The sequence below is a fragment of the Akkermansia massiliensis genome, from assembly GCF_023516715.1.
GTDB lineage: Bacteria > Verrucomicrobiota > Verrucomicrobiia > Verrucomicrobiales > Akkermansiaceae > Akkermansia > Akkermansia massiliensis.
On the sequence record NZ_JAMGSI010000003.1, the window covers coordinates 152617 to 175480 of the forward strand.

General features: G+C 58.0%; 19 protein-coding genes and 1 pseudogene. 8 read left to right on the forward strand and 12 right to left on the reverse strand.

From position 1 onward, the window contains the following. The 5 genes from mutS to M8N44_RS13775 all read right to left on the reverse strand — a co-directional run bounded on the left by mutS (position 1) and on the right by M8N44_RS13775 (position 7676). Positions 1-2502, reverse strand: a complete 2502-nt coding sequence (gene mutS / locus M8N44_RS13755; protein ID WP_249853131.1) for a DNA mismatch repair protein MutS — start codon at positions 2500-2502, stop codon at positions 1-3. Between the two features lie 327 nt (positions 2503-2829). Then, on the reverse strand, positions 2830-3180 hold the full coding sequence (gene rsfS / locus M8N44_RS13760; protein ID WP_022397751.1) for a ribosome silencing factor: 351 nt from the start codon (positions 3178-3180) through the stop codon (positions 2830-2832). Between the two features lie 21 nt (positions 3181-3201). After that, a complete protein-coding gene (gene ftsH, locus M8N44_RS13765; protein WP_249853132.1) occupies positions 3202-5634 on the reverse strand; it encodes an ATP-dependent zinc metalloprotease FtsH in 2433 nt (810 codons plus the stop codon). Positions 5635-5812: 178 nt separating this feature from the next. Then, positions 5813-6610, reverse strand: a complete 798-nt coding sequence (locus M8N44_RS13770; RefSeq protein WP_102721885.1) for a hypothetical protein — start codon at positions 6608-6610, stop codon at positions 5813-5815. Continuing rightward, on the reverse strand, positions 6600-7676 hold the full coding sequence (locus M8N44_RS13775; RefSeq protein ID WP_146019188.1) for an AAA family ATPase: 1077 nt from the start codon (positions 7674-7676) through the stop codon (positions 6600-6602). Before M8N44_RS13775 ends, M8N44_RS13770 begins: the two co-directional genes overlap by 11 nt. Positions 7677-7957: 281 nt before the next feature. Between M8N44_RS13775 and menB the strand changes: the two genes are divergently transcribed. Then, the gene (gene menB / locus M8N44_RS13780; protein ID WP_022397747.1) at positions 7958-8782 is read left to right on the forward strand and encodes a 1,4-dihydroxy-2-naphthoyl-CoA synthase; all 825 of its coding nucleotides are present in this window, start codon (positions 7958-7960) and stop codon (positions 8780-8782) included. Between the two features lie 12 nt (positions 8783-8794). Further along, on the forward strand, positions 8795-9625 hold the full coding sequence (locus tag M8N44_RS13785) for a hypothetical protein (RefSeq protein ID WP_022397746.1): 831 nt from the start codon (positions 8795-8797) through the stop codon (positions 9623-9625). Positions 9626-9700: 75 nt separating this feature from the next. Here M8N44_RS13785 and M8N44_RS13790 read toward each other — a convergent pair whose 3' ends face one another. Together M8N44_RS13790 and M8N44_RS13795 are read right to left on the reverse strand one after the other, a co-directional pair. After that, positions 9701-10657, reverse strand: coding sequence for a hypothetical protein (locus tag M8N44_RS13790; protein ID WP_022397745.1), 957 nt, complete (start codon positions 10655-10657; stop codon positions 9701-9703). 79 nt (positions 10658-10736) lie between these two features. Beyond that, positions 10737-11900 (reverse strand): hypothetical protein, encoded by a 1164-nt coding sequence (locus M8N44_RS13795; protein WP_022397744.1) that lies wholly within the window; start codon positions 11898-11900, stop codon positions 10737-10739. Between the two features lie 394 nt (positions 11901-12294). Between M8N44_RS13795 and M8N44_RS13800 the strand changes: the two genes are divergently transcribed. Together M8N44_RS13800 and M8N44_RS13805 are read left to right on the forward strand one after the other, a co-directional pair. Then, the gene (locus M8N44_RS13800) at positions 12295-12720 is read left to right on the forward strand and encodes a hypothetical protein (protein WP_215709451.1); all 426 of its coding nucleotides are present in this window, start codon (positions 12295-12297) and stop codon (positions 12718-12720) included. 47 nt (positions 12721-12767) lie between these two features. Next, positions 12768-13235 (forward strand): hypothetical protein, encoded by a 468-nt coding sequence (locus M8N44_RS13805; RefSeq protein WP_146017874.1) that lies wholly within the window; start codon positions 12768-12770, stop codon positions 13233-13235. 128 nt (positions 13236-13363) lie between these two features. Here M8N44_RS13805 and M8N44_RS13810 read toward each other — a convergent pair whose 3' ends face one another. Beyond that, positions 13364-14152, reverse strand: coding sequence for an ABC transporter permease family protein (locus tag M8N44_RS13810; protein ID WP_180971084.1), 789 nt, complete (start codon positions 14150-14152; stop codon positions 13364-13366). Between the two features lie 102 nt (positions 14153-14254). Between M8N44_RS13810 and M8N44_RS13815 the strand changes: the two genes are divergently transcribed. After that, complete coding sequence (locus M8N44_RS13815; RefSeq protein WP_180971085.1) at positions 14255-14494, forward strand: hypothetical protein; 240 nt, start codon at positions 14255-14257, stop codon at positions 14492-14494. On the opposite strand, the gene M8N44_RS13820 is transcribed toward M8N44_RS13815, so the two are convergent. From M8N44_RS13820 to M8N44_RS13835, 4 genes are all read right to left on the reverse strand, one after another. Next, positions 14472-15104 (reverse strand): ATP-binding cassette domain-containing protein, encoded by a 633-nt coding sequence (locus M8N44_RS13820; protein WP_022397740.1) that lies wholly within the window; start codon positions 15102-15104, stop codon positions 14472-14474. The genes M8N44_RS13815 and M8N44_RS13820 overlap by 23 nt on opposite strands. Beyond that, positions 15101-16120, reverse strand: a complete 1020-nt coding sequence (locus M8N44_RS13825; protein WP_022397739.1) for a hypothetical protein — start codon at positions 16118-16120, stop codon at positions 15101-15103. The genes M8N44_RS13820 and M8N44_RS13825 overlap by 4 nt, the downstream gene beginning before the upstream one ends. A 123-nt stretch (positions 16121-16243) precedes the next feature. Continuing rightward, a complete protein-coding gene (locus M8N44_RS13830; protein WP_249853133.1) occupies positions 16244-16810 on the reverse strand; it encodes a hypothetical protein in 567 nt (188 codons plus the stop codon). 226 nt (positions 16811-17036) lie between these two features. After that, positions 17037-20573 carry an ATP-binding cassette domain-containing protein gene (locus M8N44_RS13835; RefSeq protein WP_022397737.1) on the reverse strand — a complete coding sequence of 1179 codons (3537 nt, stop codon included), beginning with the start codon at positions 20571-20573 and terminating at the stop codon, positions 17037-17039. 192 nt (positions 20574-20765) lie between these two features. On the opposite strand from M8N44_RS13835, the gene M8N44_RS13840 reads away from it, so the two are divergent. The 3 genes and pseudogenes from M8N44_RS13840 to M8N44_RS13850 form a co-directional block, all read left to right on the forward strand. Further along, positions 20766-21188, forward strand: coding sequence for a DUF6941 family protein (locus tag M8N44_RS13840; RefSeq protein ID WP_102728484.1), 423 nt, complete (start codon positions 20766-20768; stop codon positions 21186-21188). Between the two features lie 439 nt (positions 21189-21627). Continuing rightward, positions 21628-22473: an SDR family NAD(P)-dependent oxidoreductase gene (locus M8N44_RS13845; RefSeq protein WP_022397735.1), complete on the forward strand. Its 846-nt coding sequence runs from the start codon at positions 21628-21630 to the stop codon at positions 22471-22473. Next, positions 22470-22864: pseudogene (locus M8N44_RS13850) on the forward strand (hypothetical protein); the annotation flags it as partial. The gene M8N44_RS13845 and the pseudogene M8N44_RS13850, both read left to right, overlap by 4 nt.

Below are 22864 nucleotides of genomic sequence, written 5' to 3' on the forward strand. Positions count from 1 at the left end.
TCAGAACAACTCCAGCTGGGCGTACTCTCCGGTGGGCATATCGTCGTCCATGTCCGTATTCTTGGCCCTGGGTTCCGCCAGACGGGCGCGGTCCTTTTTCCGGGGCCGCGTGGAATTCATTTCCAGATGGGACAGGATGGCCTTGGCGCGGTCCACGATGGCGGCAGGCATGCCCGCCAGGCGGGCCACCTGGATGCCGTAGGACTTGTCCGCCGCCCCCTGCACGATCTTGCGCAGGAACACAATCTCCTCCTTCCATTCCCGCACGGCCACATTGTAATTCTGCACGCCGGCCCTGGAACGGGCCAGGTCCGTCAGTTCATGGTAATGTGTGGCGAACAGGGTGCGGGACTTCAACTCGTCATGCAGGTATTCCGCCACGGCCCACGCGATGGAAAGGCCGTCAAAGGTGGCGGTCCCGCGCCCGATTTCATCCAGAATAATCAGGGAACGCTCCGTGGCGTTGTTCAGGATCAAAGACGTCTCACTCATCTCCACCATGAAGGTGGACTGCCCGCGCGCCAGGTCGTCGCTGGCCCCCACGCGGCAGAAAATGCGGTCCACCAGGCCGATGTGGGCGGACTCCGCCGGAACGTAAGCCCCGATCTGGGCCATCAGCGTAATCAGGGCCACCTGGCGGATATAGGTGCTCTTGCCCGCCATGTTGGGCCCGGTCAGCAGGATGAGGCGGTTTTCCTCCGGTTCCAGAAAGGCGTCATTGGGCACGAACACGTCGCCGGAAACATTCTGCTCGATAACGGGATGGCGGCCGTTGACAATGCGCAGGGTCATGGAATTGTCCAGCACGGGGCGGCAGTACTGGTACTGCTGCGCGCCCTCCGCCAGCCCCAGCAGCACGTCCAGGTCCGCCATGGCGTCCGCCGTAATCTGGATGCCGTCAATGTGGCGCCCCACTTCCTCCCGCAGCAGCAGGAACTGTTCATACTCCACCTGGCGGGAACGTTCGTCCGCCCCCAGGATGGTATTCTCCATCTGCTTGAGCTCCGGGGTGACGAAGCGTTCCGCATTCACCAGCGTCTGCTTGCGCTGGTAGTCGGGAGGCACCTTGTCGTAATGGCTCTTGGTTACTTCAATGTAGTAGCCGAAAACGTTGTTGAAGCGGATTTTCAGGGAATCAATGCCCGTCCGCCTGCGCTCCTTCTCCTGGAGCTGGGCCAGCCACTCCTTCCCGTCGCGGGAAGCCAGGCGCAACTCATCCAGCCCGGCGTGGTACCCTTCCCGGATGATGCCGCCCTCCTTGATCGTCACGGGCGGCTCATCCACCAGGGCGCGCTGGAGCAGGTCCACCAGCTCGTCAAAGCAGCCCATGCGGGAGCGGATGCTTTCCAGCATTTCCCCGCTTCCGGGCAGGGATTCCAGATCATCCCTGAGCGCGGGAATGCGCCCCAGGGAGGAAGCCAGCGCCTGGAGGTCACGGGCGTTCCCTGCGCCCTGGGAAATGCGGCCCGTCAGCCGTTCCATGTCCCGGACGTTTTTCAGGCTCTCCCGCAGCTTGCTCATCAGGTAGGGTTCCTGCAAAAGAACGGAGATCATCTCCTGCCGCGCCTGGAGCTTTTCCAGGTCGCACAGGGGGTGGAGCAGCCAGTCCCGGAGCTTGCGCGCGCCCATCGGGGTGCTCGTCCTGTCCAGGGTTCCCAGCAGGGAAAGCTTCACGCCGCCGCGGGAATCCACCAGGTCCAGGTTCCTCTGGCTGGCCTGGTCAATCAGCACGGCGCTCTCCGTGGCGCGCACGGAAATACGGCGCAAATGGTCCGTGGGGCGGCGGAGCTGGTAGCCCAGGTAATGAAGCACCGCGCCAGACGCCCCCAAAGCGGCGGTCATCTCCCCGCAGCCGAAACCGTCCAGGGAATGCACCCGGAAGTGGCTCAGCAGATTGGGAATGGCCGTGGAAGGCAGGAACGTATACCCGTCGTAATAAAGCGTGGGATAGGCGCCGGGGAAGCAGTCCGTCTGCTCGTCGCTGATCAGAAGTTCGGAAGGATTGATGCGGGACAGCTCGTCCAGAAGCAGGTCCATGTGCTCAAACTGGGCCACGGAAAATTCCCCCGTGGTGTGGTCCACGCATGCCAGGCCGAAATGCTTTTTATCCTTATAAAGAGCCACGATGTAATTGTGGCGGGAGGAATCCAGCAGATTCATATCCGCCAGGGTTCCGGCGGAAATCACGCGGGTCAGCTCCCGCTCCACCAGCTTGCCCGGCTGCGGAATGGTGGTCTGCTCCGCAATCGCCACGCGCTTCCCTCCCTTCACCAGGCGGCCAATATACCCTTCCGCGCTGTGGTGAGGCACCCCGCACATCGGAATGCCGTGGCGCTTGGTCAGCGTCAGGCCCAGAATAGAGGAAGCCTCCTTGGCGTCCTCAAAGAACATCTCATAAAAATCCCCCAGCCGGAAAAACAGCAGGACGTCCTCCGGCAAGCCCTTCTTCATGCGAAGGTACTGATCCATCATCGGGGTGGAGGTAGGTCCGGAATTACTCATAAATAACGGTGAAAGAGTAATCTGATTGCGGCTGCAAGGCAAGATTGGAATCTTGTTAGAACCGGGCCGCCATGCCGCTTTTCCAAGGAAAAACCGGGGAGAGCGCCCCCAAATCCCTGGTAAAGAAAATGCGCTGACGCAACAATCATTGCCCCTTTTTTCTTCCGGGCCGGATCAGGCCCCCATCATGCGGAGGAGCGCAAACATCCTGTCACCGATTCCTTTGCTCCGACGGACGGCCAACAAGCCGTCCCTCCCCTCCGGAAAGATAAAAAAGCCGTGCCGCTGTCAGACAGAGGCACGGCGGAAAATTCAGATCACCGGGGGTTAGTACTCCACCAAGGGGGCATCCTTCCACAGGGTGTCCATACCGTAGAATTCGCGCGTTTCCTGCCCCATGATGTGAACCATCACGTCAATGTAGTCCACCACGGACCACAGCGCCACGGGCGTGTCTTCCACATAGGTGGGGAGGGCGCCCGTCTTTTCCCGGACGGATTCTTCCAGCTCCCGGATGACGGCGCGCAGGTGGGGGACGGACAAGCCCGTGCACACCACCATGAAATCCGTCAGGGAAGACATGCCGCGCAGGTCGTACACCCGCACATTTTCAGCCTTGGCGTCATCCGCGGCGCGGGCGCACATCCTGGCCAGTTCCATCGCATCGTTGGCTACCATAATTGATTCGTTTCTATTGGATTATTTCTTCTCTTCGCCGTCCTTGCCGTACTCCTCCACGGGATTGTAGGAAAAGGGGTCCTGCTCCGTCTGGCCGCTCTCCTTCTTCCGTTCCTCCGCGTCCTCCGTGCGGTCTTCTTCGGCATCCTTCTTCACGGAAGAACCGGAATCACCCTTCCCGGGCTGCTCTTCCACCTCCGAAGGCATGGGAGGCGGGGTCACCTTGGCGGGAGGATTCTTCATTTCCCCGTATTCCAGAATGTCCATGACCTGGGAGCCTTCCAGCGTTTCAAATTCCATCAGGGCTTCCGTCAGCATGTCCAGCTTGTCCCGGTTCTCCGTCAGGATGGTCATGGCGCGTTCATACGCGCTGTCCACCAGGAAGCGGACTTCCGAGTCAATCAGTTCCGCCGTGGATTCGGAATAATTGCGGGATCGCGTCCCCAGGTCGCGGGCAATGTACACTTCCCCCTGGTGTTCGCCGTATTCGATCAGCCCCAGTTTCTCGCTCATGCCGAACTCGCACACCATGCGGCGGGCCAGGCTGGTGGCGCTCTTGATGTCTCCGGTAGCTCCGCTGGTCACGTCGCCAAAGACGATTTGTTCAGCGCAGCGGCCGCCCATCGCCACGACGAGCTGGTCAAGCATCTCGGACCGGAGCTGGTGCATCTTGTCGTCCGAAGGAAGCCACATGGTCATGCCCAGGGCTCCCCCACGGGGAACGATGGTCACCCGGTGCAAAGGTTCGCTGTGCGGGGTCTTCAACAGGCAGATGGCGTGTCCCGCCTCATGCACGGCGGTAATGCGGCGCCCGCGTTCATTAATCGCCAGGCTGCGGCGTTCGCGGCCCCAACTGACCTTGTCGCGGGCTTCTTCCAGTTCCGCTTCCGTAATCTCCTTCAATCCCTTACGGGCGGCCAGCAGGGCGGCTTCATTGATCAGGTTGGCCAACTGGGCTCCGGAGAAGCCGGCCGTGCCGCGGGCAATGCGCGCAAAACCGACTCCGGGAGCCATTTTCACCTTTCTGGCGTGCACCTGGAGGATTTGTTCGCGCCCCCGGACGTCCGGAAGGTTCACCACCACCTGCCGGTCAAAACGGCCCGGACGGAGCAGCGCCGGGTCCAGGATGTCCGCACGGTTGGTCGCCGCAATTACGATCACATTGGAGTTGTTTTCAAAACCGTCCATCTCCACCAGCAGGGCGTTCAGCGTCTGCTCCCGTTCGTCATTGCCGCCCCCCATGCCGTAGCCGCGCTGACGGCCCACGGCGTCAATTTCATCAATGAAAATCAGGCTGGGGGCCGTTCTCTTGGCTTGCTCAAACATGTCGCGCACGCGGCTCGCGCCCACGCCCACGAACATTTCCACAAAGTCCGAACCGCTGATGGAATAAAAAGATGCATTGGATTCCCCGGCGATGGCGCGTGCCAGCAGGGTCTTGCCCGTACCGGGAGAGCCCACCATCAGCACGCCGCGGGGAATGGTGGCGCCCAGGTCACGGAACTTTTCCGGATTGCGCAGGAATTCCACCAGTTCCCATACCTCCTCCTTCGCCTCGCTGATGCCGGCCACGTCCTTGAACGTCACCTTGTTCTTGTCCGGGGCGATGAGGCGCGCCCGGCTCTTGCCGAAGCTCATGGCGCCCCTGGCCCCGCCGCTCTGCGCGCGGAACATGAAGAACAGGATTACCAGAATGAGCACGATAGGCAGCAGGTTCAGCAGAATGCCGCCCCAGGAGCCGGACTCGCGCTTGAACTTCGTATCCGGCCCCAGCAACTGTTTGACCCGGTCTCCCTGGAATTCCAGGGTAAAAGGCACTTCCACGCGTTCAAAACGCTGCTTGTCCACGGAGGCGTCCCCCGTGGCAGCAGGCCAGATGCGGGTGACAATCTGGCCGACCAGCACGTTCTGGTTCCCGTCTTCCGCCAGGACAAGGCCCTCATTTCCGCCCGCGATGCGGCCTTCCAGAGCCAGGCGGTTGAACTCGGGCACGGAAAGCTTCTGCGCTTCTTCAGGAATAATGGAAACATTTTTCCCCGCCTCCGTCCGGTACGGGCTTTCCACCATCCTGTAGCCGGAAAGCTCGTTCAGCAGAGGCTTGTCCCGGTCCGGCAGGGACATGGAATAGGACAGCACGAAGGGTTTCATTTCCACCTTCGGCTGGATGTCCTTTTTATAAACCAGCGCATGGATGACGCCTTCAGAGCCGTTCTCGCTCAGCACCACTTCCACGGGGGCCTTCGGATCGTTCAGCACCACGCGGCCTGCCTTGTACTGGGCTTCAAAGGATTCCAGGTTTTCCTTGCGGGGCCCCAGTCCAAAGGATTCCGGGGTGAAAAATCCGAACGCGAGGACGCCTGCAATGAGAAGAACCATGACCCACACGCCCCAGTTGGGGGATTCGGGCTTTCCGGAGCCGGGAAATTTGGGAGGACGAGGAGGACTGGGTGGCATTCTGTCAGACATAATGTGGTTAGCACACAGAAGTTAATGAATCGGGCGGCATGATACGCGAGTCCTTGTAAAATAAAACTTTTTTCCGAGACATGCCATACAGCCGGCGCAGGATGGAACCGGACCGTTCCGGGCCCGGAAGCGCCTTCCGGCAATGAGGCAATAGACAGCGCGGGATTCAGTCCCGTTTCCTTTTTCTGCGTCGTCCCTCGTGATTCGCGCTTTCCCCGTTCATGCGCTGCTGGAGGCGGCGCTTCCACTGGGGCATCTTTTCCGCCGTTTCCGCCGGATGAAAGCCGCTCCCCTTCCGGCTCTTTTCCTGCCAGGCGCTCTCCTCCTGCGCCTCCAGCCGTTCCCGCCGCCGCTGTTCCTGAATTTCCGCCAGTTTCCTGGCGCGCCGGATTTCCACCCGCTTGCTCACCTCCCCGTGGGCGGAGGTCACGCGCCACGGGCCGATGCGGTGGGGATACGTGATGGGCGCGCAGATCAGCTCCGCATCCAGAAACCGCATGGAGCCCACCAGCAGGTTCTTGACGTTTGCCAGCAGGCCGCCGTCCGTCCAGACGCCGCCCATGCCCATTTCCAGCAGAAAAGCCAGGTGAAGCGTTTCCGCCTCCGAGGCCAGAATGGAAAAATCCCTCAGGGAAATGCCCTCCGCCGGCTCTTCATGCGGGGCGGCCACGGAAGCGGCCCGGAGAAGAAACATCGTATCCCGGACCTTGCGGCTCAGGGCGCAGACCAGTTCCCCCACCTTGGGACGGGCGTCAAAACGGTAGTCCTTCACCTCCACCAGCCATAAATCCCGGCGTTCCGGATGATACAGCAGGAAGTCCATCTCCTTGCACCCCCCGCAGAAATTCTGCGCCTGCCGGGCATAATAGTCCGAGCATTCAATGCGGCACACGACGTAGCCTTCATCGATCCAGAAACGGTGGACTCCCTCCACGTAATGAGCTTCTGACGGCTTATGACTCATAGCTCAGCTTCAAATACCTGTCCGCCTGCTCGATTTCCGCTTCAAGAGATTCGATAGGCCCCACATCCTCCAGGGATTCCCCCCAGGTCACCTTTACCCCGGAGCGGTCTCCCCGCGGCACGCTCATCCCGAAAAACTTCCTCTGCACCATGGCATTGCGGGGTTCGGAAAGCTGAATCATCAGCTCCCGCAGCAGGAACAGGCTGTGGGAGGACAGAATCACCTGCACCCCCGTCTTGGCAAGCCCCGTCAGGGTTTTCACCAGCACGGGCAGATGGGAGGCGTTCAGGTTCATTTCCGGCTCATCCCAGAACAGCACGGACCCTCTTTTCACGGAACCGTTCCGGATCAGGTAGCTCAGCGTGCCCAGCCTTTTGAAGCCCTCCGCCACCAGGCTCATCTCGATCGGCTGCTGTCCGGGACGCTGCAAAAAGAACCGTCCGTCGCGCTTCACCACCTCCCCGCCGATGATCTTCTCCAGCCTGGCGACCACGCGCCCGGCGTCCGTGCTGATAGGTTCCGCTGCCGCATCCACGTCCAGGTAACGGCAGAGGTCCCAGCTCCCCCCGTCCAGGAACTCGGGGAACCTGCTCCCCACCTGTACAAAGCTCGGGTAAATGGTCAGAACCTCCCGCGCCGCCAGGAACACCACCGGCACGTTCAGGAAGCGTTTGGGCATCTCCTGAATGCTCAGCCCCTCCTCCTCATGCCCCGCCTGAAAATCAAACACCAGGTTCCCCATGCCTTCCGGCACCCCGTCCCCCTCCATGGAGGCCTCCACATGGGCATGGGCGTTCCCGCGGTTCCGTGCCGTCAGCCCGGCCAGTCCGCGGGACGCGAAGACCCGCATCAGGTCCTTCCGGAGCCGCTGTTCCTCCGCCCATTTCTCCGGCAGGGACTTCCTGCCCCCGTCCGCGCTCCACTTGGCTACGGTATAGCACAATTTCAGCAGATGGCTCTTGCCGGAATCATTGCCGCCCACCACCACATTGATTCCGGGGACAAACTCAAAATGTTCGCTCCCGGGAAACACCGTCACGCCGCGCACCAGTAGGTCATGTATCATACCGTTCCCAATGTAGCACAGAAGCGCATGCCGTAAATTACAAATGCCGCCAGCTTCCGTCACCGGGAAGCCTTCCGGAAAAGCAGCGGAAAACCGGGATGAAGGAAAAAGATTGCCGCCCGGCTCCGTCCACGCTTTTCCAGAGCCTGTCTCCCGGAAAACGCAGAAAAAACGCCTGCTCCCGCCCTCCGCCGCCTTTCCCCCCGCCCAAGTCCGCATACACCCGGAAGGCGGCGCATTTTAAGCTTCCCATTGACGGACGCCTTATTAAAGTAGTCCGCATGAGCGCACAATGGACCACCGCCAGGGAATATACGGATATCAAGTATGAAACAACGGACGACGGCAGCATCGCGAAAATCACGATCAACCGCCCCCAAGTCCGCAACGCGTTCCGTCCCCAGACCGTGCATGAAATGCTCAACGCCCTCAACGCCGCGCATGAAGACCCCAAGGTGGGCGTGGTCATCCTGACCGGGGAAGGCCCTGACGCCTTCTGCTCCGGCGGCGACCAGAAAGTGCGCGGAAATGCCGGCTACATCGGTGAAGACGGCGTGCCGCGCCTGAATATTCTGGATGTGCAGCGCACCATCCGCACCATGCCCAAGCCCGTCGTCGCCATGGTGGCCGGCTACGCCATCGGCGGTGGGCACGTCCTCCATGTCGTCTGCGACCTCACCATCGCCGCGGACAACGCCAAATTCGGCCAGACGGGCCCCAAGGTCGGCTCCTTTGACGGCGGTCTCGGCTCCTCCTACCTGGCGCGCATCGTGGGCCAGAAAAAGGCTCGGGAAATCTGGTACCTGTGCAGGCAGTACGACGCGCGGGAAGCGCTGGACATGGGACTGGTCAATACCGTGGTGCCTCTGGAAAAGCTGGAAGAGGAAACGCTCTCCTGGTGCCGCCAGATGCTCCGGCACAGCCCCCTGGCCCTCCGCTGCCTGAAAGCCTCCCTGAACGCTGACTGCGACGGACAGATGGGCCTGCTGGACCTGGCCGGAAACGCCACCCTGCTCTACTACATGAGCGAGGAAGCGAAGGAAGGCAAAAACGCCTTCGTCGAAAAACGCGCACCCGACTTCTCCAAATTCCCCAGACTCCCGTAACCCCTCCGCACCATGTCCCCCAACTCCGACAACGAAGGCGCCACCCGGAACGGCTCCGCCGGCAGGGAATCCCTGCACGACCTGCCGGAACATGAAAACATCGTGGAACATTTCTACGATCCGGAGGAACAGGCCGGCCAGGAGAAACCCGTCCGTGAAAAAACGCCCTTCTCCCTGATCGGCAATCTTATCTTCCTGTTCACCATAGCCATTCTGGCGGCTATTTCCTGGCTGATTTATTCCTCCTGGAGCCCGCAGAACACGGCTGACCTGCCCGGCTTCCGCCAAAAGGAAAACGCTCCGGACATCCCCAAAATCCTGAAACAGGCCATTAACAGGGACGCCTCCGTTTCCTTTTCGGAAGAAGACATCAACCGCTACCTGGCCTCCTCCGTCCATCCGCAGCAGCACGGAGCCCTGGCCATCTTCGCCACCAATCCGGCGGTAGGCATCCGGCTGCACGGCGGCAAGGAACAGCCGGACGGCGCCATCGGGGAAGGCTGCATGGAAATCATCATTGAACGCTATACGGGCATCGACTCCCGCCAGACGATTTCCCTGTTCCTGACGCCCTTCCAGTCCATGGACCCGCACAACTACATGGCGGTGCAGACCCGCTTTGAATTCTACAATGACGAGACTCTGCCGGGGGGTATCCACGTGGGTGGCACCATCGGCAGCCTTTCCGTCCCCCAGGGCTACATGATCTTTCTCCTTCCCGCATTTGAAAACCTGCTCCAGGCCTATCTGCCGCTCATCCACATGATTGAGGAAAGCGGCATGGGCATCCACATCAGTGAAGGCAGGCTGAACCTGACGCCTCCGCAAAAACGCACGCTGTAGCGGAAATCCGCAGGGGTTCCGCAAGGGCCAAACACCAAAGCTCAAAGGTCCTATTCAAACCTTTGTCTCCGGCATTTAGTTTTTCTCCAAATCCCTGACCATCAGGGTCATGTATTCTTCCGGCCAGGAATGGGTAATCTGCCCGGCGTCATTGAAGACCGCCACCAGGCGAATGGAATCCCGCCCGTCCGAAAGCACCAGCACGGTTTCATCCTTTTCAAAATCGTAACGGGGCTTGCCGAGCTTGAAGGCGGCATTCCTGCGGTCCGTTTTCAGCCACGTGCGCGCCTGTTCCATCGTCATTCCCCGCAGGGCGCGGGCATCCTTGAAAACGCGCCGCGCCGCATTCATGGCCGCAGGGGTGGAAACCACCATGCTGTTGCGAAACGGACGGGTTTCCCACATGCGGTCAATGTCACGGTCCAGCGCGCCGCCCATGCCTCCGGAAAGGAAAAACACGGCTGCGGGCCAGACCAGAAGAATACCTACTACCCAAGCCGTCAACCGTTTACGGCTCCTGGAAAGCGCCGCGATGCCCTGGGCTATTTTCCCCCATTTTTCCACCAGTTCCTCATCCGCATGCCCGAACAGGAAATTCACCTGCCTGCGTTTAATGCCGTTCCGCAGTTCCGCCACCGTCCTTCCCTTCTCCGGAGCCAGGTCCTCCAGCGTGGGGCTTCCCTCTACAAAATGGCGGAAGATTTTAGGCCACAGCACGGGAACTACCGCAAACCGGATCGTCAGCAGAACCAGACTGCCCACCAAACAGCCGCTCACGAACAGAACGTCAAACGGGCGGCTGAAAAAATAGTCCGGATTCCACATCCAAATAAAAGGCGCGGCCAGATAAATCCCCAGGGAAAACAGGCACCATGACCAGACAATGGCGGAAAAACGGCTGACCGCCACGGCCACCCCCAGCAGGAACAAAAAGGCCCCCAGGGCGATTCCCCACGGGAACGCCCCGTAAATGGCGGCCGGAAAAGCCAGAATCATCAACGCCATGCCTACGGGCTGCCGAACTTTTTGCATGTCCGGACCGTAACACAAGCCTTTGAAGGCATCAAGAAAGGAAGGCACCGCAGTCACACAGGGCCGCTCCGCCTTCCCCTTATTTCAGCCAGCCGTACTCCATGATGAGCGCCGCTTCCACTTCCGCATTCTTGGCGGCTTCCGCATCCAGATTCTCATGCATGGTTTTAATATCCTTCCTTTGCGCCAGATATTCCTTGCCTGATAAAGCCATCCTGGACTTTTTAAACTCAATTTCCTTCAAAATGACTTTCTTCCAGATTTCAAATCTTTTCCTGCTCTCCATCAGCGCGGCCACCTTGATGCGCCTCTGCTGCAAATCCATCACAACCTTTTTCTGCATCAGATCATGATTTTCCTTGGCCGTCTTGTATTGGAACCAGGAGGTCAGCCGGGTGTCCAATTCTTCACGCAGGCTCATATTCACCTGCATGTCTCCGGCGCCTGCAAAGAACCCCTGGTAAGTGCCGCCCGTACTGGAAAACAAGGTAGGGCTGTAAAAATTAATATCCACGGACGGGAAAAACTTCATCTTGGCATTTAAAACCTGCAACCTGGAAGCTTCCAATTCCATGGCTACCATGGTCACCACCAGCAAATCCAAATGGCGGGAAGCACTCTTGTATTTCCTCCAGTCCACCCTGGGCATCGTTTCAGGCCTGACGAGCCACTGGGCATCCATATTCCCCATGAGGACAGCAAATCCCTGGGAAATTTCACTCACTCTCTTCTCCCAGTCATCCTGGATCAATTTCTTCTGAACTCCATCATCGTCATAGGGCACGGCATCCAGCCGGTTCTTATGGCTGACACATGCATTCTGATAGGAAAGTACCTGCCGGTACAACCTGGACACCAGCTCCCTTTTTTTCATCTCCAAGGTTTTCCGGGCCGTATAAACGGCGGATTTGGCCGAATAATAATCAAAAGGTATCTGCGTCAGGGACGGCATATTAAACAGAATATTGGTATTATACTCTACATCCTGCGCTGTTACACGGGTCAGCTCGCTCAGCTCTTTTGTCAGCATCCAATCCAGGTTCACGCCCGGAATGACCTGGGTATACACGCTGATAACAGAACGTTCCGTAGCCCTGAGAGCCTGTTCCGAGCGCTTCAAATCCAAATTTCCCTCCATCATGACGGCCATTGCCGTATCCCATGAGATTTCCCTCCGGGGCAGTTCGTCCCAGTTGGGGATGGCAGCCATTTTATCCATCAGCTCCACCGTTTTTCTTTCCATGTGCTTATCCACGGAACAGGAAGTACATGCAACGGCGCAAATACAGAAACCCAACAGAGTCCTCCACCGAGCCACCCTGAATGGACTCCAGAAAAAGCTGCAAACCGAGGAGAAAAGGAGCATACTGGTGCCCGTTTCATAACTTCTGCCTCTGAAAAGTCAAGTACCAACACAGCAGAACCGGGAAAAGGAGGAAGGGGGAAGATCAGCAATGGCAAGCCGAAATCCTCTTCCATCCCCTTTCTGAAAGGGGTTCCATTTTCCAAATTTCCTTCCTTGACAGATCATAGGAAATACTACAATCTCCTTCAATAAACATTATCTACAGTTATTTGTTATGCTCCCTCTTTCCCAGAAAATCTCCCTGGCCTGCTGTTCCCTTGGACTTCTCTTTTTGACGCAATGCGGCGGAAGCAGCAGTAGCGGCGGCAATGCCCCCGATACCCTCAACGGTACCGTATTATCTATCAGGCTGGGAATAACGGCATCGGATTTCCCGAATATTTTTGAACTGATCACCGCCACCAACGGACAGTCCAGTCTTCAAACCCGTGGACAGAATATTGAAGAATGGAATGGCTCTCCAACCGTGATTTACCACAAGACGGGCAATAATGCAGCTACTCTGAACCTGCGCTGGATTGCAGGGAAAAACAATACTACGGCATATTCCATGGACCTCCCTGCTCTGGAATTTGACCAATCCACCCATGCATCCGTAGGCGGCGAAGGAGGAACGCTTTCACGCCAGCCCGCAGGACAAGAAATGCAAACTCTCAATGGCGTCAGTGCAGACGTTACCATTACTTACAGCAACTAATCATCCCTTTCCGTCTTACTCATATAATTTCAATATCCTCCATCTATATGAATACTCGTTTTTGCATCATGGCATCTCTGCTCCTCCCCTCCTTTTTGTGCACGTCCGTGCTCACAGGTTGCGGGGGCTCCAGTAAAACGGAAGAAATCTATATTCCTGTCGGAACAGCCCGCAATGTAGAAATCTCCCTGGAAAACAACCAGGTATATACGGTTGCCTTTGACGTTGTTTCCACACACAACGCCAACATCTATTCCGGAGAGAGCGCGGAGCCCAGTGTCGCGTCCATGCACGTCAGAGGCTATGTTCCCGCTGATGACACCGCCGCTGAAATAGCTTTTTACTGGTACACCAACAGAGCCGGTGAAGAGGCCTTCCCCTGCTACTTGATCATGACCGACGTTAAAAATGTAACCAAAGGCACAGGAACCGCTACATGCGCCCTGTCTGATCCCTATTTTGCCGATCCTGCCGTTACCGACCGGCCCGGTACTCTGACGAAATTCAATAAATAACCAGAATTCATTCTCTGACTTTTAAAGGCCTGCGGACTTCCTCCGCAGGCCTTTTTGTATCAAAAAACCGCATTTCCAAACGAAGGAGGAACAATTATTTACCCCCCGGCATGGGGCATGAGCACTGCTTACTTCAACACTTTCCCAATAGGGCGATAGGCAGAGAAGGCAACCGGCACGGAAGAAAGCAACACACAGATCAAAAGTGAAACTCCCAAAAGCCACAAATCCTGCCGTATGTCCGCATACGTCAACACCGCATCGCCCAGCTTGAAAAATTCTCCCAGGACAATCTTTTGAGTCTTCATGAAGGCCCATACAGCTCCGGCATAAGAAATTCCTATCAGGAATATGTTCTCCACAATAAATGTCAGCACCAGCAGAGCCGGACGCACCCCAAAACTTTTCATCAATGTATAGACATACTCGTTCTGCCGGAATTCCATAGACGCCAGGGCAATCAGAAGAATGCCTACAATAACCGCAATACCGATAGAAAAACCGGTCCGGCATTCCATCTGGTTGCTCATCAGCACTTCCAACCTCTTCAACATGCTCACATGAGTCTGAACCATCGTCATGCTCCCGTCATAGCGCACCATATTATTAAGCGTTTCCTCAATATTCTGGATATTGTCCGCCGTCATCTCATGAACCCTGATTACATACCGGTCATTGCTTATAGGGGCCTCCTGCCCGGTATTGAAAGCTCCTTCCGGAGCCAGCACCACTCCTGAAGGATATAATTTCCCTAAAAGGTGGTTCTCCGGCAACGGGGATGCATTCAATGAAAAGTCAAAATCCCCGATGACAACTCTGCACGGTCCCGGATGCAGGGAACTCCTGTCCGGGTGAAACAAAAGGACGACAGGCACTTCCTCCAGCCCCAGATCAGCAAGATAAAAGCAGGACTCCATATTGTATTCCAGAATGGGGAAAACCGCCTTTCCCACACGGGCGAATCCCGCGGGAGCATCTTTTAACGCCAGGACGTCGCAGCCATACAAGGAAGGCAATTCATGCTGAAGCAAATTCCTTTTGGAAGGTTCACCGTCGCGCACGGTATCAAGGACTACAATCAGATCAGCCCCGTTTCTTTTGATCTCATCATGCAGCATCTTTGCAGAGAGAACATAATTCGCAAGAAACGAAAGGGCGCACAGGGAGAGGAAAAACGCTACCAATACCCGGGAAAGCGGGCTGGCGGGCCTTTCCCTCCACCGGTGCAGAGTATCCTTAAAGAGATACAGGCTGATTAAAATCAATGATTTCATGAGTCAGGTCAAAGAGCCGGGAATCATGCGTGCTTAAAATGCATATCTTATCGGACGGGTATTCCCTGATCAATTTCTTGATGATCTCCGTATTGCTGTCATCCAGACCGGAAGTAGGTTCGTCCAGCAGCAGAATATCTGAATCCTTCATCAGCGTACGGGCCAGAGCCGCACGCTGGGCCTGTCCGCCGGACAGGCTGCCCGCCTTCTTGTGACGCAGGGATTCCAATCCCAAACGCTCCACGAGGTCGTCCACTCTTTGTGTCCACTGTTTTTTAGGCAGCATGGCCATCTCCGCACACAATTGAAGATTCCTCTCCACCGTAGCCAGAGGCAGCAGATTGATCCCCTGAAACATGTAACTTACTTCCTTCCTGCGATAAAGAGCATCAGTGAGAGAACGCCGGCCGGGAGCAAGAACCTTTCCGCGCTGGGGTTTCAGATAACCGGCCAAAAGTTTCAGCAGCGTGGTTTTTCCGCATCCGGAATACCCTTTTAAAATAGTGATTCCAGATGAAAAAAGCCTACTGTAGTTTTCAAAAATCCATTGCTTTCCCGAGTAGCTGAAATAAACGGATTCACATGCCAATTTCATTTTTTCCGTACAATCAATTCCGTTTCTCCATTTACGATCAGCTCCATATCCGGATGCGTTTTTTCAAGCAGTTCCTGCCAGGAGGAACATTTCCTTCCTTCCGGACTGGAGGCCAGCAAAACCTTATTGAGACGAATCACCTCTCCGGAAGGAGAATAATAGAGCCTGGCCGTGCAATTGGAACCCAGCATGGCGTGAGCCCGGTCATGATCCTTTGGAGACAGGCGGAAAAAATAAGCCAGTAAATCCCCCCCGCTGGAAGTGTTTTTCTCTACACGCTTGAAAGCAAAGTTCCCCCGCAGCATGGAACCGTCACTCATGGGAACAGCCAGATATAATGATTCCGGCGGCAGCCTGGTCAAATCAGGATCCGCTATGGAAATGGTAATATAATAGGCGGAATCATCACAAACGGTAGCAATGGCTGCCGCCGCATCCAGATACAGGGATACGCTGTTGTCCCGCGGGAAGGAAAACTGGTACTGCAGCTTGCCGTCAAAGGGCATTTTAAGGATGTATTTTTCCTCTTTCTTGCTGAAGTCCAATCTGGCCTTGTCCCCCACCATGGCTAATTCCTTTTTGGTCAGTTCAATCTTGTCCTTCAAGGATTTTTCCGCCCGTTGGCCGCCTTCCGGCTGTTTGCTGGCATACTGCCTTTCCTCCCTGGACAGGGAAGAATAAAATTTCATTTCTTCCAATTGTTTCTCCAATTCGGACAGTTCCTCCTCCTTGGCGATACGGTCTTTTAAAATCTTGACCTCCAGCTCCCTCCGCTCCATCTCAATTTCATCCTCATTGACCGTAGCAATGATGGTATCCCGCCGAACGCGGCCGTCCGCCGGAATCCAGTTGCTGACGATGCCGTCCGCCGGCATGCTAAAAGAACGTATCCTCTCAGGGACGACCTTGGCCCTGAATACATTGATGTAGCAGTCCCTGGCTGTTTCCGGAACTTCTTCTTGAACGTTCGGAACAGTCTCCGTTCCGAAGCCATGCGGCAAAAAAGACGCCAGCATGCATGAAAATGTCACCAGGCATAATTTTCCCCAATTTTTCAACATATTTCCTGCAAAAAAAAGCGCGGCCATCCTTCACGAACGACCGCACTTTGAATATAAAAACTGTGACTCATGGGCCACTCAATTACCGGTAGGATAATAGAACACCGTGCCATCCGTTCCCGCCCAGGGGTTCCCGGCAACAATAGCTCCTTCTCCGTCCTGAATGCCGCTCACGAACGAAACGTTGCCCGTACACGTACCCTCGGCCGTTTCATACTTTGAAGAGGTATTGAATGTGATGTCCATGTTCACCTGAACGGAGCCGTAGAAAATCACCACAATCGGACCAGGCAAAGTGACCTGGCCCTGAGCAATCACGAAGTTGCCCACCAGAGAAGCTTTTTCCGCAGTCGTCCTTCTGTACACCATGTGAGTCGTGGCGGGAATAGAAGTACCGGCAGCGGCTCCCTGAATCTTCGCCAGAGGAAGGTCGGTATCATTGCCATCCAGCTGGATGATGAGAGAGGAGGCGTTAGCCGGGTTCACCTGATCCGTAATCGGCACTACCATATTCAGCCTGCTGCCTGAGGGAAGACAGGTTCCTTCTCCACTATCGCCGCTGCCTCCGCAGGACAGGAGCCCGGCAGACACTGCCGCCAGAGACAAAAAGGAGAGAGAATACTTGTTAAATACACGGGCAAACATAATGGAAAATGAGTTTTTTTCAAGATAGTGATTCTTGGGAGAACGTCAACAAAATAACTGCATTGATCTGCATCTTCATGCTGTTCCGCGGACTCAAAGCCCCCGGGGAAAAGAACGGACGGCCTGGTTTATCTTCCCCAGCACATCAAAACACGCGAAATACGGAACCCCCTCTCCGCATCTTCCAGCAGCGTTCATGCATAAGCAGCATCATCTTATGATCAACCTACCTGACCTTTTCCAAACGCCGCTTGAGCACGCGCCCCGTGATGAAGAGGGGGGCCGCCCCCATCAGGAACAGCAGCAGGGAGTCCTTCCAGGGGGTAGGCACCGTTCCTTCGTCCGCGCTGTAGCCGGGATCGTCCGGAGCCTTCCCCGTGTTGCCCCACGGCAGGGGCTGGCGGCGCGCCAGGAAAATTTCCGGGCGGTCCAGCGTATCACGGCTGACGCGCTGGATTTCCGCGGATTCATCCAGCATTACAATGCGGTCATTGACGTAAAAGGATTTAACGGAGGGCTTGCCCTTCCCCTGCTGTTCCAGTTCCGCAATCACCTGCCTGTAGTTTTTCTCATAGCCGTTGACCGCCGCCCTACGTACCCGCCGGACCGCGGCCTTGGCCTGTTCCGGATCGTCCGCCCCGATGGCGGCTATGTGCAGGAGCGCCATCTTGAGCAGCTTGAATTCCTCAAATTCTCTGTTGTCCAATTGGGGCTGCTCCTTGAGCTCGTCCACTTTCTCCTGAATGGTTTCACGCTCCCTTTCCCATACGTTTTTGGAGGCCTGGTCCACCACCATCGTTTCAAAGGAGTAGCGCAGGGGGCAGAATTCCGCCACCAGCGGCACGCGGCCCGGCTTGAGGCGCCCGTGTTCATCCGTGCGGTGGGCGGACCACGGGATGAACTGGTTCATTTCATCAAAGTGGACAATGGCCCCGGCCATCAGTATCTGGGGAATCAGCAGCAGGGGCACCATATTGAGAGCCGCGCGCTCCGTTTTGGCAAAGACGGAGACCAGCAGGGACAGGCTTACGCCGATGAAGGCCGTCAGGGTCATCGTCCCCAGGTAGATCAGGAACATTTCATGGATTTCCAGGATGGCGTTCCCCACCCACAGGAAGAGGGCGGACTGCACGGCGGAAAGCCCCGTCAGCACCAGCGCCTTGGCGAGCACGTAACCGGTCACGAACACCTTGGCGTTGCTCTCCCGCTTGAGCAGGGCGCGGTCCTTGAGCACTTCGCTGGCCGCCCCGGTCAGGCCGAAGAACATGGCCACGATGGTCGCCAGGAACAAATAGGAAGGTATGTGAAGGGCGGTGGCAAACGTGTATTCCGGGCTGGAAGAGGCGCGCAGGGTCAGGGAAATCAGCAGGGCCAGCACCGGCCCTTCCAGCAGCATGGTGTACAGCCCCATGCGGCTCCGCACGCGGCCCAGGAAGGTGCGCACGGCCCAGATGCGGAAAAGCCGCCAGAGCTGCATCACGCTGCGCCGGGGGGCAGGCGGGAATTCCAGCGTGCCTTCATACAACGTTCTGGGCGCCCCTCCTTCATGGTGGTGCCCCATTACGTTGCGGAATCGGTAGCCTTCAAAGCGCTCCTGCCACAGCCGGGGGTGCTGCCGCCTGCGGCGGTCATGCCAGGAAAGGGGGGCCTCCAGCACTTCAAACACGTAGTCCGCGCCGCCGGCCGTCCGCGCCTCCTCGGAAACGTCAATGGCCATATCCACGGCCGCCTTCCGGAAATAGCGCATCATGCCCGGCACGTCCCCCCAGTAGGCCATCTGGCCGCCGTGGTCCAGCACCAGCACCTTCTGGAACTGGTTCAGGATGGCCGTGCTGGGCCGGTGCATGGTGGCGATCACCATCTTGTCACGGCTCATGTTCAGCATGGTCTGCATGACCAGCTTGGCGTCGGAGGTGGAAAGGCCGCTGATGGGCTCGTCCAGCAGGAAGACGTCCGCAATGCCCGCCAGGTCAAGCCCCAGGTTCAGGCGCGTGCGCTCTCCGTCGGAAATGGTGCGCGCATTCATCTCTCCCACGCGACGGGAGGCGATGTGCGTCAGCCCCAGGAATTTCAGAATGGCGTTCACCCGCCTGACGCGCTCCGACCGGGTCAGGCGCGGACGGCGGATGATGGTGGCCTGGGCGATGTGCTCGGAAACGCTCATGGCCGCATCCAGAATGTCCTCCCGCGGAATGAAGGCGATGTAGGGCCGGATCAGGTCCGGAGCGCTGTACAGAAGCTGGTTGTTGTAACGGATGCAGCCGCGCGTGGGCGGAAGCTGCCCGGCCAGCATGGAGAGCAGCGTGCTTTTTCCGGATCCGCTGGGGCCCAGGATGCAGACCATCTCTCCGCGCTTCACGGTCAGGTCAATGTTGTCCAGCACACGGCCGGAACGCATGAATTCCTTGGTCACGCCCTCCACGCTGAGGGTTCTGATGGCGTGGTATTCTTCATCCAGCACCCCGGCGGAAAAACGGCAGCGCAAGGCGTGATAGGCGTTCAGGTGCACCACGTCCCCGTCGCGCAAGGAAACCCTTCCCCGCACGGGCCTGCCATTGAGCAGCAGGGGCATGGAAGCCTCCACCACTTCCAGCCAGCCGGAATTGGTGGCGCTGGAAAAGGAAACCTCCAGCACCACTCCGGCGGCCAGACCCGGCGTCAGCAGCATGTCCCCCTTGCGCGCCTTTTCCGGCAGGTTGGTTACGCGCAGCTTGCGGGTCCCGGGGTCCAGGCGGAAGCGGCGTCCGATGTCCGACATGGAGTTCTGCACCTCCCCCATGGAAAAAGGCCCCTCCCCGTCCAGCGTGAAGGAGGAATAGTAGGCCATGCGCACGTTCTCACCGGGGTACAGGCGCCGCCCGTCCACCACGAATTCCACTTCCGGCCTCAGAACCTCCACCCTGCACGCCAACCCCATGTTCACGCGCACCTCGCTGGCCCGTGAACGCACCCGGCTGATTTGCAGGGCGCCGTTGTCCAGGGAAATATAGCATACTTCCTGCTTGCCGGAACGCTTGCAATCCAGGAAGAACGCGAAGTCTTCAAAGCTTAGCGGACCTGACGGCAGCAGCACCACCTGCCCGTTGGTCAGCGGCATTACCCCGCCGGGCGGCAGGTGGCGGCCGCGCACCACAATAGGCCTGGAGCCGTCATTCACCACCAGCACCAGGCGCGAACACCGGATCAGGCGGAAGGAAATGCCCTTGTCCTGTTCCGGCAGGGATACCTCCGCACCAATGCCGGAGGAAAAACCGACGCTGTACGCCGGCTCCTGGGCCTCCACGTCCGGCGTCATCAGAAGCTGCCTCAAGTGGTTTGCCGTACCCGGCAGTTCCAGGCCGTACGTCACCTGGTCAAACAGCTCCCCGGTCATGCGGGGGTCTCCCGTGTTGATGAGCAGGGAAAGCACTTCCAGCGCAATCGCCATACGCTCCGTCTCGTCCCTGCCGGAGGCGGCGGAAGCCAGCACATCCGCCACCGTCAGATTGGCCCGCATGGAACGCTCGAAACGGTTGGAAAGCCAGCGGTGCTCCACTTCCGGGAAGGTGTAGCGCAGAATGTCCAGCGCGGCATCCGCGTCGCGCGCGCTCAAGTGGCGGCGCCCGCTCAGAATGGTAGCAAACAGGTCCACCAGCGTGCCGGCATGCACTTTCATGGAACCGTCGTCCCGGCGCAGCCACGGCACGTAGGCGCCCAGCGTCCTGACCAGATTCAGCCTCCAGTGAATCAGCTTGGAGGGTATGTCAAAAAACCATCGGATCATGCCAGGGAACGCGTTGCCGGAACCAGTAGTACAGGGATTCCCGGCCTACCTCAAGCGCAACCGGAATTTCACGGAGAAATGACAATATTTTCTACAGCTTTATCTTGCAATAGGTCTGGAGGAAGTATAGTTCTGTCCAATGTTCATGCTTTCCATGCGAAAGCGAGCCAAATACATCAACATTATCACAACATGGATATTTTAGTTTCTACTCTTTGTGACTTCGCCGCCGACTACCAGGGCAAGCTTTGCATCCAGGGCGGTTTTGACTCCCTGGTCGCCCGTCAGTTCCCCGTCGTGCACCCCGTCTGCGCCGTTGCCCTGCGCATCTGCCTCACTCCTGAAGACGAAGGCACCCACGAACTGGGCCTGAGCATCGTTGACGCCGACGGCACGCCGCTGGACAAGGAACGCATGCCCATCAAGATCAACTTCCCGGTGCCCGCTTTCCCGGAAGGCGTCTCCTTCTTCACCCGCAACCTGATTATGAACTTCCAGGGCCTGCGCTTTGAAAAGCCCGGCAACTACTCCATCGACCTGACGGTTGACGGCGAACTGGCCTCCCGCGTGCCTTTCCGCGTGGTGCAGGTGCAGGAAGAAGCTCCCCAGGCCTAAGAATAATCTTCTTTTTCATCAAACCGCCTCCCGTTCACCCGGCAGGCGGTTTTTTGTTGGGGTGCATGGAGCCCCCGTCTGCCCGAAGGAGGGAGATGAAAACCACCGGTTCCATGTTCCCATGAAAGCCGGTTCGCTCACAAAGCCTTCCCCCCGGGAGCGGAGGTGGCTTTCCGGCCTTCGTACTGAAAAGCTTTTCAAAGCGGAACCTAGGCTCATTTTTCTCTTTTACTAACCGGACATGGCTATGAGGGCCGGGAGTCCCTCTTTCCCGGGAGAGCGCAGGCAGGCTTTCGCCGGGTGGGGAAGCGCCATGGTTGGCGCAGCCCTCTTTTCTCTTTGGAAAGAAAGGAGGTGCGCCTTTTTTGCGTTCTCCAGCCCCCTTTTTCATTGCGGTTCCCCACCGGATTGACCATGATACGAACCGCTCCCACCCGCCATGCAAACCCCACGCCTCCAGTACGACAGGATTATCATCACGGGCGCATCGTCCGGATTCGGGGAAGCCTTTGCCGGAACGCTGGCCCCTCATGCGGCGGAACTGGTGCTGATTGCCCGGAACGGGGACGTCCTGCGCCAGCTTGCCGCCGCGCTGGAAAAACGCCACCCCGGCCTGCGCGCCTCCGTCTTTCCCTGCGACCTGGCGGATGAAGCTTCCCTGGACACGCTCGTTTCACATCTGGACAGCCTTCCTCCGGGCAGAACCCTGCTGATCAACAATGCGGGAGCCGGGGATTACGGAGAATTCGCGGACGGCCGCTGGGAAAAAATCCGCGCCCTGCTGCGCCTGAACGTGGAAAGCCTCACCCGCCTGTGCCATGCGCTGATCCCCTCCATGAAACGGAACGGCGGGGACATCATCAACCTCAGCTCCCTGGGAGCCCTCCTGCCCATTCCGGATTTTGCCGTTTATGCGGCCACCAAGGCTTATGTTTCCAGCCTGTCGGAAGCGCTGCGGCTGGAACTGCGCGAACACGGCATCCGCGTGCTGGCCGTCTGCCCCGGCCCGGTTTCCACGGGCTTCGGAAAAGCGGCCCGGCGCCCCGGCTTTACCGGAAACATGATGCCGGGCCGCAACGCCTTTGATACGTCCGTTGAAACCGTCGTGAAAGACAGCCTCCGCGCCCTGTCCCGCGGGCGCGCACGTGTCTTCCCCGGCATGAAGATACGGCTGGCGGCCCTGCTGTTGAGCATTGCCCCGCTGGGGCTGATCCGCTTTTTCATGGGCAGGCGCCCGCGGAAAGTCCAGCCTGCCCCCAACGATTCACCTTCTTCAGCATCATGAAAGCACACCGCCGCGGAACACCCCGCCTCACCTGGTTCAAGCTTGCAGTCTGCATCTGCCTGGCAGCCATGGCGGCATCCCTGTTCACACCGTATCCGGCCCAGATTATCCGGGCCCTGAAAGGGGAACCCGAACAGGCGCCCCCGGATTCCGGCGCCTATCCGCCGCATGAATCCATCCCTGCGGAACAGCCAGGGCAGGAAGAGCCTGCGCCCCCCCTTACTCCATCCGTTCCCGGAAAGGAACCTGAAGATTCACGGCTGGCCACGCCGGAACGTTTTGAATACACCTGCAACCTGTTCCGCATCCTGGCCCGCATCGGGGATGAAAACGCAGACAGGCTGACCGTCAGCACGCTCCCCGCCTCCCACAGCTGGTTCCATGCGGAGGA

What these genes read in the sequence shown, in the direction of transcription:
- mutS (WP_249853131.1), bottom strand. Translation starts at nt 2,502, where the DNA reads ATGAGTAATTCCGGACCTACCTCCACCCCGATGATGGATCAGTACCTT.
- ftsH (WP_249853132.1), bottom strand. Translation starts at nt 5,634, where the DNA reads ATGCCACCCAGTCCTCCTCGTCCTCCCAAATTTCCCGGCTCCGGAAAG.
- M8N44_RS13775 (WP_146019188.1), bottom strand. Translation starts at nt 7,676, where the DNA reads ATGATACATGACCTACTGGTGCGCGGCGTGACGGTGTTTCCCGGGAGC.
- M8N44_RS13810 (WP_180971084.1), bottom strand. Translation starts at nt 14,152, where the DNA reads ATGGAGTCCTGCTTTTATCTTGCTGATCTGGGGCTGGAGGAAGTGCCT.
- M8N44_RS13795 (WP_022397744.1), bottom strand. Translation starts at nt 11,900, where the DNA reads ATGGAAAGAAAAACGGTGGAGCTGATGGATAAAATGGCTGCCATCCCC.
- M8N44_RS13815 (WP_180971085.1), top strand. Translation starts at nt 14,255, where the DNA reads ATGCTGAAGCAAATTCCTTTTGGAAGGTTCACCGTCGCGCACGGTATC.
- M8N44_RS13820 (WP_022397740.1), bottom strand. Translation starts at nt 15,104, where the DNA reads ATGAAATTGGCATGTGAATCCGTTTATTTCAGCTACTCGGGAAAGCAA.
- M8N44_RS13790 (WP_022397745.1), bottom strand. Translation starts at nt 10,657, where the DNA reads ATGCAAAAAGTTCGGCAGCCCGTAGGCATGGCGTTGATGATTCTGGCT.
- M8N44_RS13825 (WP_022397739.1), bottom strand. Translation starts at nt 16,120, where the DNA reads ATGCTGGCGTCTTTTTTGCCGCATGGCTTCGGAACGGAGACTGTTCCG.
- M8N44_RS13805 (WP_146017874.1), top strand. Translation starts at nt 12,768, where the DNA reads ATGAATACTCGTTTTTGCATCATGGCATCTCTGCTCCTCCCCTCCTTT.
- menB (WP_022397747.1), top strand. Translation starts at nt 7,958, where the DNA reads ATGAGCGCACAATGGACCACCGCCAGGGAATATACGGATATCAAGTAT.
- M8N44_RS13785 (WP_022397746.1), top strand. Translation starts at nt 8,795, where the DNA reads ATGTCCCCCAACTCCGACAACGAAGGCGCCACCCGGAACGGCTCCGCC.
- rsfS (WP_022397751.1), bottom strand. Translation starts at nt 3,180, where the DNA reads ATGGTAGCCAACGATGCGATGGAACTGGCCAGGATGTGCGCCCGCGCC.
- M8N44_RS13770 (WP_102721885.1), bottom strand. Translation starts at nt 6,610, where the DNA reads ATGAGTCATAAGCCGTCAGAAGCTCATTACGTGGAGGGAGTCCACCGT.
- M8N44_RS13840 (WP_102728484.1), top strand. Translation starts at nt 20,766, where the DNA reads ATGGATATTTTAGTTTCTACTCTTTGTGACTTCGCCGCCGACTACCAG.
- M8N44_RS13835 (WP_022397737.1), bottom strand. Translation starts at nt 20,573, where the DNA reads ATGATCCGATGGTTTTTTGACATACCCTCCAAGCTGATTCACTGGAGG.
- M8N44_RS13830 (WP_249853133.1), bottom strand. Translation starts at nt 16,810, where the DNA reads ATGTTTGCCCGTGTATTTAACAAGTATTCTCTCTCCTTTTTGTCTCTG.
- M8N44_RS13845 (WP_022397735.1), top strand. Translation starts at nt 21,628, where the DNA reads ATGCAAACCCCACGCCTCCAGTACGACAGGATTATCATCACGGGCGCA.